General features: G+C 39.1%; 14 protein-coding genes. 10 read left to right on the plus strand and 4 right to left on the minus strand.

Annotation, left to right across the window (positions count from 1 at the left end; all coding sequences use genetic code 11):
• Positions 1-22: 22 nt before the first annotated feature.
• Complete coding sequence (locus FC24_RS01215) at positions 23-229, minus strand: hypothetical protein (protein ID WP_057873050.1); 207 nt, start codon at positions 227-229, stop codon at positions 23-25.
• A 169-nt stretch (positions 230-398) separates the two neighbouring features.
• Here FC24_RS01215 and FC24_RS01220 point away from each other — a divergent pair, with 169 nt between their 5' ends.
• From FC24_RS01220 to nrdG, 6 genes are all read left to right on the plus strand, one after another.
• Positions 399-854: a CopY/TcrY family copper transport repressor gene (locus FC24_RS01220; protein ID WP_057873051.1), complete on the plus strand. Its 456-nt coding sequence runs from the start codon at positions 399-401 to the stop codon at positions 852-854.
• A gap of 23 nt (positions 855-877) precedes the next feature.
• The gene (locus tag FC24_RS01225; RefSeq protein ID WP_057873052.1) at positions 878-2908 is read left to right on the plus strand and encodes a heavy metal translocating P-type ATPase; all 2031 of its coding nucleotides are present in this window, start codon (positions 878-880) and stop codon (positions 2906-2908) included.
• A 149-nt stretch (positions 2909-3057) separates the two neighbouring features.
• A complete protein-coding gene (locus FC24_RS01230; RefSeq protein ID WP_057873053.1) occupies positions 3058-5538 on the plus strand; it encodes a heavy metal translocating P-type ATPase in 2481 nt (826 codons plus the stop codon).
• Positions 5539-5555: 17 nt separating this feature from the next.
• Positions 5556-5765 carry a heavy-metal-associated domain-containing protein gene (locus FC24_RS01235; RefSeq protein WP_057873054.1) on the plus strand — a complete coding sequence of 70 codons (210 nt, stop codon included), beginning with the start codon at positions 5556-5558 and terminating at the stop codon, positions 5763-5765.
• A gap of 301 nt (positions 5766-6066) precedes the next feature.
• Positions 6067-8268, plus strand: a complete 2202-nt coding sequence (nrdD, locus tag FC24_RS01240; RefSeq protein ID WP_057873055.1) for an anaerobic ribonucleoside-triphosphate reductase — start codon at positions 6067-6069, stop codon at positions 8266-8268.
• 9 nt (positions 8269-8277) lie between these two features.
• Entirely contained in the window at positions 8278-8856 is a 579-nt protein-coding gene (gene nrdG / locus FC24_RS01245; protein ID WP_057873056.1) for an anaerobic ribonucleoside-triphosphate reductase activating protein, read from the plus strand.
• 85 nt (positions 8857-8941) lie between these two features.
• Here the strand turns inward: nrdG and FC24_RS01250 are convergent, their stop codons facing one another.
• The gene (locus FC24_RS01250; protein WP_057873057.1) at positions 8942-9988 is read right to left on the minus strand and encodes a sensor histidine kinase; all 1047 of its coding nucleotides are present in this window, start codon (positions 9986-9988) and stop codon (positions 8942-8944) included.
• 22 nt (positions 9989-10010) lie between these two features.
• Positions 10011-10685, minus strand: coding sequence for a response regulator transcription factor (locus FC24_RS01255; protein ID WP_057873058.1), 675 nt, complete (start codon positions 10683-10685; stop codon positions 10011-10013).
• A 104-nt stretch (positions 10686-10789) separates the two neighbouring features.
• On the opposite strand from FC24_RS01255, the gene FC24_RS01260 reads away from it, so the two are divergent.
• Entirely contained in the window at positions 10790-11569 is a 780-nt protein-coding gene (locus FC24_RS01260; protein ID WP_057873059.1) for an ABC transporter ATP-binding protein, read from the plus strand.
• A complete protein-coding gene (locus tag FC24_RS01265; protein WP_057873060.1) occupies positions 11544-13589 on the plus strand; it encodes an FtsX-like permease family protein in 2046 nt (681 codons plus the stop codon). The genes FC24_RS01260 and FC24_RS01265 overlap by 26 nt, the downstream gene beginning before the upstream one ends.
• A gap of 107 nt (positions 13590-13696) precedes the next feature.
• Here FC24_RS01265 and FC24_RS01270 read toward each other — a convergent pair whose 3' ends face one another.
• The gene (locus tag FC24_RS01270; protein ID WP_057873061.1) at positions 13697-14203 is read right to left on the minus strand and encodes a hypothetical protein; all 507 of its coding nucleotides are present in this window, start codon (positions 14201-14203) and stop codon (positions 13697-13699) included.
• Positions 14204-14368: 165 nt separating this feature from the next.
• Between FC24_RS01270 and FC24_RS01275 the strand changes: the two genes are divergently transcribed.
• Together FC24_RS01275 and FC24_RS01280 are read left to right on the plus strand one after the other, a co-directional pair.
• Positions 14369-15109 carry an MBL fold metallo-hydrolase gene (locus FC24_RS01275; protein ID WP_057873063.1) on the plus strand — a complete coding sequence of 247 codons (741 nt, stop codon included), beginning with the start codon at positions 14369-14371 and terminating at the stop codon, positions 15107-15109.
• Positions 15110-15282: 173 nt separating this feature from the next.
• Positions 15283-15990 carry an adaptor protein MecA gene (locus FC24_RS01280; RefSeq protein ID WP_057873062.1) on the plus strand — a complete coding sequence of 236 codons (708 nt, stop codon included), beginning with the start codon at positions 15283-15285 and terminating at the stop codon, positions 15988-15990.
• Positions 15991-16189: the final 199 nt, after the last annotated feature.

The raw sequence follows: 16189 nt of genomic DNA on the forward strand, positions 1-16189 counted from the left end.
TGCTGGTGTTTCCTGCTTTATTTTACTTTACTTTGATTGAGTCAATGTCACTGATGTTAACCCCATATAAAAGGGTGGTGTCATGAAATATGATGTAACGACGCGGTTCTTTAACGTCTAAAAATTTATCTAATGGATAAGCGTTTGATCCGTGTTTAGACATTACGACCACTTGAGTTGCGTCTTTAAAATCATGTTTTTCGCCGTCTTTTGTTACAATGGTAATCACAATTTTCACCTCATTCTTGGTGATATACACAATATAAGTATAACATAATCCTGATTTTAAAGCAGTTGCGCAGCATATTGAAGCTTTTTGAGTGTTTTAGTTGACAATTACTGACTACAAATGTAAACTTAAAAATGAAATTACAGTTGTAAACAAAAGGCGGATATGAATGGAAATTAGCCCAGCATTAAATATTTCAAATGCAGAATGGCAAGTCATGCGGATCATTTGGACGTTAGGGCAGGCCAGTAGTCAAACAGTTAGTCAGTTACTAGCTAAGAAAATGGCGTGGAAGGCAGCGACTGTAAAAACCTTGGTGGGCCGGTTGGTTAAAAAAGGTGCTTTAACCGCTAAGCGTGATGGTAAGCGGTATTTATATCAGCCCGCAATTTCCGAACAACAAGCTATGAATACAGCTAGTGAGATGTTTGTCGAACAGCTTTGCCAGCATAAAATTGGTAAAACTTTGGAAAAAATGATACAAGAGACAACGTTGAGTCAGCAAGATATTCAAGACTTAATCTCAATGTTACAGGCAAAACAAAAAACGGCGCCTAAAGAGGTTCCGTGTAATTGCTTGCCTAATAAATGTCAATGTCAGCCAGGAACTTGTCAACAAAATTAATTTAAAATCAGGAGGATTGAAATATGGCAGATAAAATGCAAATGAATCACGATATGGGTAATATGAATCATGATGATATGATGATGCATGGTGGTCACATGATGCATATGGGGAATTTAAAGCAGAAATTTTGGGTATCATTAATTTTAACTATTCCCATCGTACTATTGACCCCGATGATGGGGATTCATTTACCCTTTCAATTTACATTTACCGGTTCAGATTGGTTAGTTTTAATCATTGCAACTTTCTTATTTTTCTATGGTGGCAAACCGTTTTTGCAAGGGGGTAAGATGGAATTAGCCCAGCGTAAACCAGCAATGATGACGCTGATTGCAATGGGGATTTCGGTTGCTTATATTTATAGTTTATGGGCGTTTATCGCTAACCACTTCATGGCCAATGTCGCTCACCAGATGGACTTTTTCTGGGAATTAGCAACATTGATTACGATTATGTTGCTAGGGCATTGGTTAGAAATGAATGCTGTTAGCAGCGCTGGTAATGCACTAGAAAAAATGGCAGCACTATTGCCTGGTCAGGCTCATGTTGTACAAAAAGATGGTACGGTTCAGGATGTTGATTTAGCTAATTTGAAGACCGATCAACAAGTTGTCGTTAAAGCAGGGGAAAAAATCCCAGCTGATGGCCAAGTTGTTGCTGGTCAGTCTGCAGTTAATGAAGCGTTGGTTACTGGGGAAGCTAAGTTAGTTGAAAAAGCTACTGGTGCCAAGGTTATTGGCGGTGCTGTTAATGGTGAAGGTACTTTGACAATTAAAGTTACCGGCACTGGTGAAACTGGCTATTTAAGCCAAGTGATGAAGCTCGTTCAACAAGCTCAACAGCGTAAATCTAAAGCTGAGAATTTAGCAGATAAAGTAGCTAGCTGGTTGTTTTATGCGGCGGCAACCGTTGGCCTATTGACCTTTATCGTTTGGTTGCCATTAAGTGGTTTGAACGTGGCTTTAGCACGTACAGTAACTGTCTTAGTTATCGCTTGCCCACATGCATTAGGTTTGGCAATTCCTTTAGTCATTGCACGGAGCACTTCTTTAGGTGCAACCCATGGTTTATTATTGCGTAACCGGAATGCACTAGAAAGTGCTAAGCAAATTGATACAGTCATGATGGACAAAACAGGTACGTTAACAGAAGGCAATTTTAAAGTTAATGCAATTGTCGCGTTAGCAGATCAATCAAAGGCACAAATTTTAACTACCTTAGCGGCACTAGAAGCTAATTCAAGTCATCCATTGGCGATGGGTATTTTAGCAGCTGCCAAAGCCAAAAAAATCACGGTGCCAGAAGCCAAAGCAGTTAAACAGTTATCTGGTGTCGGATTACAAGGAGAAGTCGCAGGCGAAAAGTATGCTATTGTCACTGCAGCTTATTTAAAACAGCATAAAATTGATTATGATCACAAAACTTATCAAGACTTAGCTGCTAAAGGCAATTCAATTAGTTTCTTAATTACCGGTCAAAAAGTTCTAGGTTTAGTGGCCCAAGGTGATCAGATTAAGCCAAATGCACGGAAATTCATTCAGCAACTACAAGCACAAAATATCCGTCCAGTGATGTTAACTGGTGATAATCAGGAAGTTGCGCGTGTTGTTGCTAAGCAATTGGGAATGTTAGACTTTTATGCCCAATTATTACCAGAAGATAAAACAAAATTAATTAATGATTACCAAGGATCTGGCCACCATGTATTAATGGTTGGCGATGGGGTTAACGATGCACCAAGTTTAGCAGCAGCCGAAATTGGCGTTGCGATTGGAGCTGGTACAGACGTTGCCATTGACTCTGCTGACGTTGTCTTAGTACGCAGTGATCCAGCAGACATTATGAACTTCTTAAACCTTGCGCGGCGGACTATGCGTAAAATGGTGCAAAACCTCTGGTGGGGTGCTGGGTATAACATTATTGCCCTGCCACTTGCCGCAGGTATCTTGGCGCCGATTGGTTTAATCTTAAGCCCGGCAGTTGGTGCGGTTTTGATGTCACTGTCAACAGTAGTTGTTGCTTTAAATGCCTTGACCTTAAAGCTTAAGTAATAATTTTCTCGATAGGGGATTCCCTAAAATAAGGGAATCCCCTATTTTTTGTTATCTTTGTTTACAAATGTAAACATAAGTGCTAAATTGATAATAGCGGTTAGGGTTACCGCTTACATGAAATGCTAGTGTCTGTTGAGGTGAGTAAAATGGAAGGAAGATTTTCGGTGGAAGGCATGGTTTGCGCCAGCTGTGTCCAAGCAGTAACAAAAGCTGCTAGCCGTTTACCAGGCGTACATGATTGTCAAGTTAATCTAGCCACAGAAAAAATGCGGTTGGATTTTGAACCACAAGTTTCCAGTGTTGCGGCAATTGAGGCTGCAGTGAAAGATGCGGGTTACGGCGCACACTTGTTAGCAGAAACGGCGACTTACCAAATTAGTGGGATGGTATGTGCTAGTTGTGCCCAAGCAGTTGCGCGTGCTGTAAATCAAATTCAGGGGGTTTACCGTGCAGACGTTAATTTAGCGACTGAAAAGTTGCATCTTAGTTTTGATAAAAACCAGGTTAAATCAGCACAGATCATTGATGCTGTTAGTAATGCAGGGTACCAAGCACAGTTAGCTACGGCTCCGCAAAACGTTGAGACTGCTGCGGAAGCAGATGCTAAACGTCAGCATAAAAAACAGGTTGAATTACGTACTTGGCGCCGGCGTTTTATCGCGTCTGTCTTGTTCGCACTACCGCTACTGTACATTTCAATGGGCGGCATGATCGGTGCGCCTTTGCCTAGTTGGTTGCAGGTTGAAATGGCCCCAAGATTAACAGCTTTGGTAGAACTTTTATTAACGTTGCCAGTTATGTGGTTTAGCCGGAATTATTATGTGATTGGTTTTAGTACTTGGTTCAAAAAACATCCAAATATGGATACGTTAGTTGCACTAGGGACTACCGCTGCTTTTAGTTACAGTTTTGTCCAAACTTTGTTAGTTTGGGCAGGAAATCCGCTAGTCGGTGGTTTGTATTATGAAGCTGTGGCAACTGTTCTAACCTTAATTACATTAGGAAAATATTTTGAACGTCGTGCCAAGGCAAAAACCACTGCCTCTTTAACCAGCTTACTCAATTTAGCCCCTAAAAAAGCCTTGTTGCTTAAAGATGGGCAGCCGGTCAGTGTTGAAGCGAGCACAGTAAAAGCAGGAGATCATCTTTTAGTTAAACCTGGTAGTAGCATTCCAGTTGATGGGGTTGTCCTTACCGGTCAGAGCCAAGTGGACGAATCGATGCTCACCGGTGAAAGCCGACCAGTTGCTAAAAAAGCCGGTGATAAAGTAATCGGCGCTAGTTTAAATCAAACTGGTGAACTAACCTATCAGGCAACGCAGGTAGGTGAACACACTGTCTTAGCGCAAATTGTAAAGTTAGTAGAAAAAGCACAGGAAGGCAAAGCACCAATTGCGCAATTGGCTGACGTTATTTCTGGCTACTTTGTTCCGATTATTATGGCATTAGCCACCATTGCAGCAGTGGCTTGGTTGATTGCTGGCCAATCTTTAACATTTAGTCTGACCATTTTTGTTTCTGTTTTAGTGATTGCGTGTCCTTGCGCATTAGGGTTAGCAACGCCAACTGCTATTTTAGTGGGAACTGGTAAAGGTGCTGAAAATGGTATTTTAATTAAGGATGGCGCGGCATTACAAGCAATTCAAGGTGTTGAAACTATTGTTTTAGATAAAACGGGGACCATTACCAGTGGGCAACCAGCTTTAACGGATCTATATACTTTTAATCATTATCAGCAGCACCAAGCTTTGGCTTTGGCAGCTGGGCTAGAAGGCTATTCAGAGCATGCATTAGGAACGGCGGTGTTACAAGCGGCTAAAGACCGCGGTGTTCAGGCGATTGCAGTGACAAATTTTAAGGCTACACCAGGTTATGGAATCAGTGGTCAAGTGAATGACCAGGCTTTGTATTTGGGTAACCAAAGATGGCTGCAACAGGCTGGAATTAAAACTGCTGAAGCTGAGGCAACGGCCCAACAGTTAGCTGCGGATGGTAAAACACCATTATATTTAGGCGTTGCTGATAGATTAATTGCATTATTGGCGGTTGCTGATCCAATTAAACCTACTAGTAAAGCGGCTATTCAGCAATTACAGCAAACCGGTCGGCAGGTTGTCATGTTAACGGGAGATAACCAGCAAACGGCAGCTGCTGTGGCGCGTCAAGTTGGCGTATCCCAAGTGGTCAGTGAGGTGCTTCCAGCAGATAAAGCAAAAGTGGTCCAAGATTTACAGCAAAAAGGGCAAAAAGTTGCAATGGTTGGTGATGGCATCAATGACGCGCCAGCATTGGTACAAGCTGAAATTGGCATTGCCATGGGTAGTGGGACCGATGTTGCGATTGATTCTGCCGATGTTGTATTGCTAAATAGTGACTTAGCAACCGTTGGGATTGCATTGGAATTATCCCGTAAAACCATGCGTAATATTAAAGAAAATCTGTTTTGGGCTTTTGCGTATAATTTAGTTGGTGTACCGGTGGCCATGGGATTACTTTATTTGTTCGGCGGTCCTTTGCTCAATCCTATGATTGCTGGAGCGGCGATGAGTTTTAGTTCAGTATCTGTACTGTTAAATGCTTTACGACTACGCCACTTTAAAGCACCAAAATTAACAACAGTAAAATAAAGAAAGGAATGTTATTAATGGCACAATTAATTAAAATAAAAGGTATGAAATGTGATGGCTGTGTAAAAAGTGTGACGGCAGCATTTGAAAATCTGCCTGACGTTAAAACAGTTAAAGTTAACTTAGAAGCCGGTGAAGCCTTAATTACCGGTCAAGCTGAAGAGGCAGCTTTAAAAGCAAGTTTAGCGGAGACGCCTTATGAAATTACGGCAATTCAACAAGCTTAAAGGGTACTGAGCGTTTATAGTGAAAGCAGCACATTTAGTGCTGCTTTTTTTTGAAATTAATAGTTATAAAGTAGCTGTGAATTAAAATATAATCTGCTATGATAGAAGGTAACTGATTGCGTTTAGCATAACAAGTTCACAATGATAAGTTTTAGAAATTATTCCGTTAGCACATACTATATATAGTTGTCAAACGGAATATTTTTTTAATTTTAGTGCTATATATTGACTTATCTCCAAATAGCAGTTACCATAAAAGATGTAAATTAATTTCTTCACATTGCGAAAGGGCGTCAAAGTTATGTTAAATATGAAACCTAAAAACGCTGTAAAAGTGAGTACGGTCATTAAACGCGACGGCCGGCATGTCACTTTTAACGCGAATAAAATTTATCAAGCACTGGTTAAAGCGGAAAAACACATTCATGGCAAACTTGATCCGCTAACTAATCAAAAAATTGAAATGATAACAGATAAAGTTGTTGCGGAAGTTCAAGCACGCTTTACAGATGCTGTCAAAATTTATGAAATTCAAAATATTGTAGAACATACTTTATTGGCAGAACACCAATATGAATTGGCAGAAGAATACATTAATTACCGTACACAACGGGATTTTGCGCGGAATCAAGCAACTGACATCAATTTTACTATCCAAAAATTGCTACAAAAAGATGCGACTGTTGTTCATGAAAATGCCAACAAAGATAGTAATGTTTTTAACACACAGCGTGATTTAACAGCTGGGACGGTTGCTAAAGCTGAAGGTTTGAAAATGATGCCACCTCATGTAGCTAATGCCCATCTAAAGGGAGAAATCCATTGGCATGATCTAGATTATCAACCTTATAGCCCAATGACTAACTGTTGTTTAATTGATTTTAAAGAAATGTTGACTAATGGCTTTAAGATCGGCAATGCAGAAGTTGAAAGCCCCCGTTCAATTCAAACTGCCACTGCACAAATGGCGCAAATTATCGCCAATGTGGCCTCTTCCCAGTATGGGGGCTGCTCTGCAGACCGGGTCGATGAATTGTTAGCGCCGTTTGCGAAGATTAATTATCAAAAACATTTGCAGGATGCGCAAAAATGGATTACGGGTGATACAAAGCAACATCAATTTGCGAAAACAAAAACGCAAAAAGACATTTATGATGCGATGCAAGCTTTAGAGTATGAAATTAACACATTGTACTCATCCCAAGGGCAAACGCCATTTACAACTTTAGGTTTTGGCTTAGGTACTAGCTGGATTGAGCGTGCCATTCAACAGTCAATTTTACAAGTGCGTATTAAAGGTTTAGGCCGGGAGCATCGAACTGCGATTTTTCCTAAGCTAGTTTACAGCATTAAACGGGGCTTAAATTTAAATCCTGGTGAACCAAATTATGATATTAAGCAATTAGCCATTAAATGTGCCACTAAAAGAATGTATCCCGATGTTTTAATGTATGACAAATTAGTCGAACTTACTGGTTCCTTTAAAGCACCAATGGGATGCCGTAGCTTTTTACAAGGTTGGCATGATGAAACTGGTCGGGAAGTAAATTCCGGCCGGATGAATTTAGGTGTGGTCACCATTAATTTACCGCGGATTGCGTTGGAAACCGCTGGCGATCAAAGTAAATTTTGGAAATTATTGGAAGAACGGTTACAGATTTGTAAGGATGCCTTAGTTTATAAAGTTGAACGAGCTAAGCAAGCGACACCAGAAAATGCGCCAATTCTCTATGAGCATGGAGCATTTGGCAAACGTTTAAAACCAGAAGATTCTGTGGATGATTTATTTAAAAACCGCCGCGCAACAGTGTCGTTAGGCTATATTGGCTTATATGAAGTCGGTGCTGTTTTCTTTGGTCATGCTTGGGAAAAAAATCCAACGGCTAAAGCTTTTACTTTGGAAATTGTTAAAGCGTTGGCAGATCATTGTGCCACTTGGGAAAAAGAATACGGTTATCATTTTAGCGTGTATGGCACACCGGCAGAAAGTTTAACCAACACTTTCTGTCAAGCAGACCGTAAGAAATTTGGCTCTGTTAAAGATGTTACTGATAAAGATTATTATACTAACAGTTTTCACTATGACGTGCGTAAAGCACCGACACCTTTTGAAAAGTTGGATTTTGAAAAAGACTATCCAAAATACAGTGCGGGCGGTTTTATTCACTATTGTGAGTATCCCAATTTAAAACAAAATCCTAAAGCTTTAGAAGCGGTTTGGGACTATGCTTATGACCGGGTTGCATATTTAGGCACCAATACACCGATTGATCAGTGCTTTAAATGTGGTTACAAAGGGGATTTCACCCCTACGGAACGTGGCTTTGAATGCCCACAATGTGGCAATCACGATCCAAAAACTTGTGATGTGGTTAAGCGGACTTGTGGCTACTTAGGCAATCCACTGCAACGGCCAATGGTCTTTGGCCGGCACAAAGAGATTTCGTCCCGAGTTAAGCACATGGTTTTAGGAAATGATCAAACTACTCAAGCAAGACAATAAGGAGAACAAATGGCAAGCAAAAAATTACCACAAAATCCGCAACCACAAGAATGGCAAGCAAGTGAACTCAGTCAATTAAAAATTGCGGATTATAAGCCCTTTAATTTTGTTGATGGTGAAGGGGTCCGTAATAGTCTGTATGTTTCTGGCTGTCAATTTGCTTGTCCAGGTTGCTACAATAAGATTGCCCAAAATTTTAATTATGGACAGCCTTACACACAAGAATTAGAAGATCAGATTATAGCCGATTTGGCAGAACCTTATGTCCAGGGGTTAACCTTGCTAGGCGGTGAGCCATTCCTCAACACTCAAGTCTGTTTAGCATTGGTTAGACGATTGCGGGCTGAATTTGGCCACACTAAAGATGTTTGGTCTTGGACAGGCTATACTTGGGATGAATTACAACAAGAGACACCTGATAAATTAACATTGTTAAGTGAATTAGATGTTTTGGTGGACGGACGTTTTCTCTTAGCACAAAAAGATTTAACTTTACAATTTCGCGGTAGTGCTAATCAGCGCATCATTGATGTTCAGCAATCTCTATCACAAGGAAAAGTTGTGTTATGGGCTAATTTAATTAAATAGAATTAAGCAAACCACACTTTTGCTATGTTTCCAAAGGCCAATTTTAGGCGAATGCTTGGCAACTAGCAGAAAGTGTGGTTTTTATTTAACGTAATAATCGGTTAAATTCATCATTGTAGTAGCTTAAAAATGGAAATAACAGGGTTAGTGTCGTACCTTGGGCAATTGTTGATTGTGCGGTTAACTGATGACCTAACTTTTCACTGAGCTGTTTTGCTAAGTAAAGGCCCAAGCCAGTTGCTTTAACAGCTTTTTGCCGACCATTATTACCCGTAAATCCTTTATCAAAAATACGTTGTAAATCTTGGGGTGCAATGCCGATGCCGTCGTCGGTAATGCTTAATTTAACACCTTGTTCAGTTTGACTTAGATTTACGGTAATATGTCCATTAGGAGCTGTATACTTTAAACTGTTTGCGATAATTTGGTTAAGGATAAAGTATAGCCATTTTTCATCAGTTAACACGGTTAAATTTTTACCATTTAATTGAAAATGGATTTTTTTATGCAAAAAATAAGTGGCGTTATCACGTACCACCTGATTGATAATCGTTTTTAATGCGTGTTCTTGGATTAAGTAGTCTTTAGAAAAGGCATCTAAGCGTGAATAATATAAAACTTGCTCAACGTAATGATCAATGCGGGTTAATTCGTCTGTCATTTGAAAATTGATTTTTTCTGGTAATCTGTCTTGGTAACTTTCATTTAGCATTTGTAGTGCCGCCAAAGGGACTTTAATGTCATGAACCCAACTGGCGATAAATTCCTTTTGATCTTGGTTTTGGCGTAATAGCTGTGCTAAGCTTTGTTGGTGGTAATCTAATAATTGATTGACATAAGTAACAACTTGTTGTTGTGCAAAAGTCTGGGGTTGTTCTAAGCGCCAGTTTAACCCAGCTGCCTTAGCCTGACAGCGGGAATTGATTTGCAAATACCACTGGCGCTGGTGCCAATAAGTCGCAACAAGGAAGCCACAAAAAAAGAGCCCAAGTAATAAATTAAGGTACAATAAATCGTGCCATGGCATTACTTCTTTGGGTTGTAACCAGAGCATAAAATCAGTGAGTGCCAAACAAGCAGCAAAAAAAATGATGGTTAGGTGTTGATCACGTAAATATTTAAAAAATGACATTAGTTAACCTCTAATTGCTAGGCTAAGGAATCATGTAACCTTGGCCAGTTTTAGTTTCAATGTAATGTTTTAAACCAGTAGCAGCGATTTTTTTGCGCAGTCGGTTGATATTAACCGTTAATGTATTATCATCTACAAACCGTTCATCGTGCCATAAACCGCGTAATAATTTTTCGCGGCTAACAATTTGACCATGGTGCTGTAATAATAGTTGCAGCAATTTATATTCTGTTTTTGATAATTCAATTTGTTGTTCCTTTACTTGCACGCTGCCATCTTGTAAATTGAGAACTAGACCACCATGAGCTAATGTATTGCCTGTAGGGTTAGCATAATTATAAGTCCGCCGCAACAAGGCGTTGACTTTTGCCGTTAAAACTTCTAAAGAAAAAGGTTTTGTCATGTAGTCGTCACCGCCCATGTTCATTGCCATGACTTTGTCCATGTTAGTGTTACGACTAGAAATAAAAATAATTGGAACTTGCGATACACGGCGAATTTTTTGGGTCCAATAAAACCCATCATAAACAGGTAGATTGATGTCTAGCAAAACCAGCTGCGGTTTAATGGTTAAAAATTGTTTGAATACTTCGTTAAAATCGGTCACATCATAAGTCTTTAATTGCCATTGGCTGAGTTTTTCACGAATTAATTCAGTGATGGTTTGATCGTCTTCAACGATAAATACGCTAAACATGAAGTTGTCTCCTTGGAAATATTTTTAGCTTAAGCTTACGCAATTTTAGTAAAAAGTACAACCGTCGTAGGGCGGAATTCTATGCATAAAAAGGGACTGATTAAATGCCGTTGATTGATGTTCAAGATGTTCATAAAGTTTATGGCCACCGGGCTAATCTGGTCACTGCAGTAGCTGGTGTCAGTTTGCAAGTTTTACAAGGTGAATTTGTGGGCATTATGGGGCCTTCAGGAGCAGGAAAAACGACCTTGTTAAACTTGATGTCGACCATTGATCGACCGACTAGCGGTCAGATTTTTTTGAACCAAAAAAATGTAACCTATATGAAAAACGCAGCACTAGCTAAATTTCGACGTGAACAACTAGGCTTTATTTTTCAAGACTTTAATTTATTGGCGGCCTTAACTGTTCGTGAAAATTTGGTGTTACCCTTAACGCTTGCAGGTTATTCTGTTGTGGCTATTAATCAAGCACTGCAAAAAATTGTGGGAATTTTAGGCTTAAACTCATTGTTAAACCGTTATCCTGATGATATTTCTCCTGGTCAAAAACAGCGGGTGGCCTGCGGACGTGCAATTATTACTCAGCCCCATTTATTGTTTGCTGACGAGCCCACCGGAAGTCTTGATTCTAAAGCAGCCACAGAATTATTGCGTTATTTAACCATTATTAACGCTAAAGCTGGTACAACTGTTGTGATGGTGACTCATGATGCGTTTACTGCTAGTTATTGTCGCCGTATTTTGTTTATTAAAGATGGGCAACTTTTTGCAGAAATTGTTCGTCAAGGTAGCCGCCAATCTTTCTTTCAGCAAGTGATTGATATGCAGGCAACGATTGGTGGGGGAGGTCGAACAAATGGTGCTTCTGCGCCTGGCTTTTAAAAATGCACGACAAAATTTTAATCGTTATTTTGTTTATGTGTTTGCGTGTGCTTTAGCAATTACCATTTATTTTGCCTTTAATGCACTGGCATTAACACCTTATTTATGGCACACACTTCCAGATGCTGAGATGATTAAAAATGGTTTACTGTCGACTAATGCCTTCATTTTAATTTTTATTGTGGCGTTTATGTTTTATGCAAATCTTTTTTTTGTTCAGCAGCAGCGTCGAGAAATTGCGTTATTTAATTTACTAGGTGTGTCGCGCTGGCGAATCAGTGGTTATTTCTTTTTGGAAAATTTATTGTTAGGTTTATTGTCACTCATATTAGGGCTACTTTTAGGGATTTTATTGGCTAAATTATTTGCTCTCTTGTTGGTCAAACTAATTGGTGCATCAATTTCAGTGGGATTGTTGTTTTCTGGTGCGGCAATTGGGCAAACCATCGGGACCTTTTTATTGGTTTATATTTTTTTGGCACTATTTGATGCTGGTTTAATTGCCCATTATCCGCTGGCAATATTATTTCGACAACCTGTAACGGATAAAGTTGTGCCAATAACTTTCTGGCGGTATTTACTAGGTTTATTAGGCTTGGCTTTATTGGCGAGTGCTTATGGGATGGCACAATTCTACACTGAAATTTTGCCGCATTTCAAATTTTTAGGTGCAGCTGCAGCAATAATTGTCCCTTTATTGATTTTAGTGTTTGTGTTAGTAGGTACTTTTTTGTTTTATCGTTTTTCATTGCTAGCCTTATTAATGCAATTACGCCACTGGTACCGTTTTAGCTACCGTAAAATTCGCTTATTTACTTTGGCAAACTTAAGTCAGCGATTGCACCGCCATGTCAATATTTCTTGGCTGGTAACAATTTTAGCTGCAATTACACTAACTGTTTTAGGTAGTATTACTATGATTTATACCGCAAGTTATGACGGTTTAAATACTGATCAGCCGCTGGCATTAACTGTTGATCGACAATTGGCACCTGCAGTAGCACAGCATTTAACTAAGCATCAGTTGACTGTGCAACAAAAACAACCAGCAACATTTAAAGTGACTGGTGCGCAGTTCAAGTTAGATTCACTACTGGGATTTCATTATGGTGCATTTACAGGCCCGCTAACTGTGATTAGTCAACAAGACTATCAAGCGGCTCGCCGGTTACAGCCTAATTTACCGGCATTTCGGCTCAATGATCAACAAGTAATTTTACTTTTGCGTAAACTTGCTTATGCAGGGCAAACTAAACGACAGCAGGTGGTGACACTCCGGTTGACAGCCACAACAGTCAAGCAACTTAAAGTAAAGCAGGTAAGTGCAGCATTCCCTTATGGTGCTAATAATTATGTCAATGGTACTGGGTTAGTGGTTAGCGATGCGGTATTCCAGCGTTTAAATGCTAATGCACAGACGCATTTAATGGCCTTTCAATTTGCGGGCAGTCATCACAGTGAACAGGTAAGCCAGCAGTTGATCGACCGTTACCAGCAACATTATCATTATTTTGATCCTCAAAAGACAGGACAGCCACCTAAAAACCTCCATACTTTTCAGTTAAGTAAAGTTCATCGTACTACAGCAGCACAGCATAATTTACCCATGTTACAAGCACGGTATCCTGCTACTCGCTGGTTACGCACACTGTTTGGTCTGGATTTTTATATCATTGGATTTTTTAGCTTGATTTTCATCATGGCAACGGGGAGCATTATTATGTTGAAACAGTTGGCTGAAGCCTCGGGAAAACGGCAGCAGTATGCGCTACTCATTAAACTAGGGATTAGTCAACGTGAAATTAATCATACTATTTATTTACAAACTGGCATTGCTTTTTTATTACCGATCACGCTAGGTGTTATCAATGCTTACTTTGCCTTGCACATCCTGAATATTTGGTTAAATCAGTTAGATTTAACATTTGCTTATTTATTGGGAGCCATTTATTTAGCTGTCTATATTGTTTATTGGTGGCTAACCGCAAAAATATATTGTCGGATGATCACGCCAACTTAAAATTTAATGTCAGTGCATGCTAAATTGTTTATTTAAACGATTATAAAAACTAGGCAACTCACTATTGCGTGAGTTGCCTAGTTTTATCGAAAATTTGTGCGTTAGCGTTAGTCTTTTTCAGGAATCGTGTAGTTCGCTTGGTGCAATTGTTGTACGTTCTCGCCTGCATGCATATACGGTTTTAATGTTTGAAAGTCTTTGGACTTGCGCCAATTAAAGAAATCGACATCGCGTTGCCAACTTGAAAAAATAATGTATTCAATTTGCGGTGCATCTAGTTTTAAAAGAAATAGTTGGTTTAAACCAATAAACCTATGACTATTAACTGAAAGGTCAGCAAAGTTTGTCGTAAAAACCTTAGCTTTATCTGGTGTTGCAAATGTTAAATACGTAAAATTAAAAAAGCCAGTTAATGCTTTTTGACCGAAATGATAGCGAACTTGATAGGTGAACGGGGAATTAAAAAAAGTGGTGCGATCAGATAAATCCAATAATTGGAAATCTGCATCTGCTGCAACAGGTTGCAGCAATAATAAATGCCGTTTAGGTTCGCGTTTTAGATATTGTGTTAAAACATCTTTAGTTCCAAAAGTTGCGATTACTTGCCGAGTCATGACACTGACACCCCTTACCATAATTGACATTGTCTACACCTATAGCATAACGCATTTTTAAAGGAATGGGTAATAGAAAACTAGGTTTGTTAACTAGAAGATCTTTCATTAAAACTGTTATAATAAAGGCGACCAATTTAGTTTGAAAGTGGGGAATTGATGACTATGAAATTAACAGTTCTCGGAATGTATGGTGGGTATCCATACCATGATGTGGGAACCAGTGCTTATTTATTGCAAACAGCTAATTATAATTTGTTGTTGGACTGTGGTAGTGGTGCTTTATTAAGTTTGCAGCATCATTTAGATCCGTTGCAATTAGATGCTGTTTTGTTATCTCATTACCATCATGATCACATTGCGGATGTTGGTGTACTACAGTATTATTGGCAATTACATCAGGGGCATAAAAAAGAGTCAGTACTGCCGATTTATGGGCATACTGCTGATCCGCTACATTTTGCCGCACTGACGATGCAGGGAATTACGCAAGGTAAAGCTTACCAAGCACAGCACAAATCTACCATTGGGCCGTTTGACATCACCTTCTTGCCGACGGTTCATCCTGTTCCTGCTTATGCTATGCGAATTGTTGAGCGCGATAGCGGTAAAACATTAGTTTATACTGCTGACACTGCGTATTTTGATGCTTTACCGCAATTTGCGCGCCGTGCCGACTTATTAATTACGGACACAAATTTCTTGAAGCGGAAAACAGGTACCATTATGCATATGACAACTACACAATCTGGGTTACTGGCAAAAGATGCAGCAGTTAAAAGTTTATTAATCAGTCATTTGCCACAAACAGTAGATTTTAAGAAGTTGAAAACAGAAACTGAAGTAGCAACCGGTCCTGATATTCCAGTAACCGTCGCGCAAAAAGATTTGCAATTAACACTTTAAATAAGCGATAATAAGGTGTAATTTATGTTGATTTGTGGATATTGTAATCAATAGTCAAATTAACTAACATTATATGGTAAGAAAAAGATGCGCGTTGCTTTACAATCAACTGATTTCGGGTACAATGTACTTGTAGAGCTGTACCTGGATTAAAAAAGCGGGGTGCAATAAATATGGAAATGGAACGCATTAATGAAAATACCATTCGCGTTTTACTTGAAAATGAAGATTTATCCGAGCGGGGAATTACAGTATTAGATTTGCTCGGTAATCATAAACAAATCGAAAATTTTTTCTATTCAATTCTTGAAGAAGTCGATACAGATCACCAATTCCAGGCTAATGACGCGGTGACCTTTCAGGTATTACCGAATAAGAATGGCTTGGAATTATTTATTAGTAAAAATGCACCAGGTGGTATGTCTGGCAGTGACTTTACTGAAGATTCCGATGCGGTGTCGGACTACATTAAGCAACAATTATTGGAAAATGATGGTGGCAAGGGTAAACAGCGACGGACAACGCTTAAACCTTCTGCAAAGGCTGAAGCTAAAGACGACTATAGCTATTATTTAAATGATCCAGACACACCAACACGTGAAGTGGTAATTAAACTTCAGGACTTTGAAAATGTGGTGCAATTAGCTAAATTATTACATTTAGATGGTGCAGTTTCTAATTTATTTAAATATAAGCGAGCTTATTACCTTCACTTAATTTTCTTTGTTAATGAAACTTCTGAAGCATCAATTAAAGATGAAGTGGCCATTGCTTTAGAATATGGCGATCAGACAAATGTGACACCAGATGTATTAGCAGAGTATGGTAAGAAGTTAATGGAAAAATCTGCGCTTGAACTGGTTAGATATTATTTCAAGTAGGGGTTTAGCGGAATGTTTTGAAAATAAAACTGCCTTAATGCTATGTTAGGGGGATTTTGTTTTCGCATCGTTCCGTTTTTTCTTATGTAATGTTTGATATTAAATGCTGTATTCTTTACTAAATAGGGAATACAGCATTTTTGGGCTCTACAATATCTGTTGTTGGTAATAGATTTATCTATTATTGATGGCAGATTTT

It is taken from the genome of Loigolactobacillus rennini DSM 20253 (assembly GCF_001436505.1).
GTDB classification, from domain to species: domain Bacteria; phylum Bacillota; class Bacilli; order Lactobacillales; family Lactobacillaceae; genus Loigolactobacillus; species Loigolactobacillus rennini.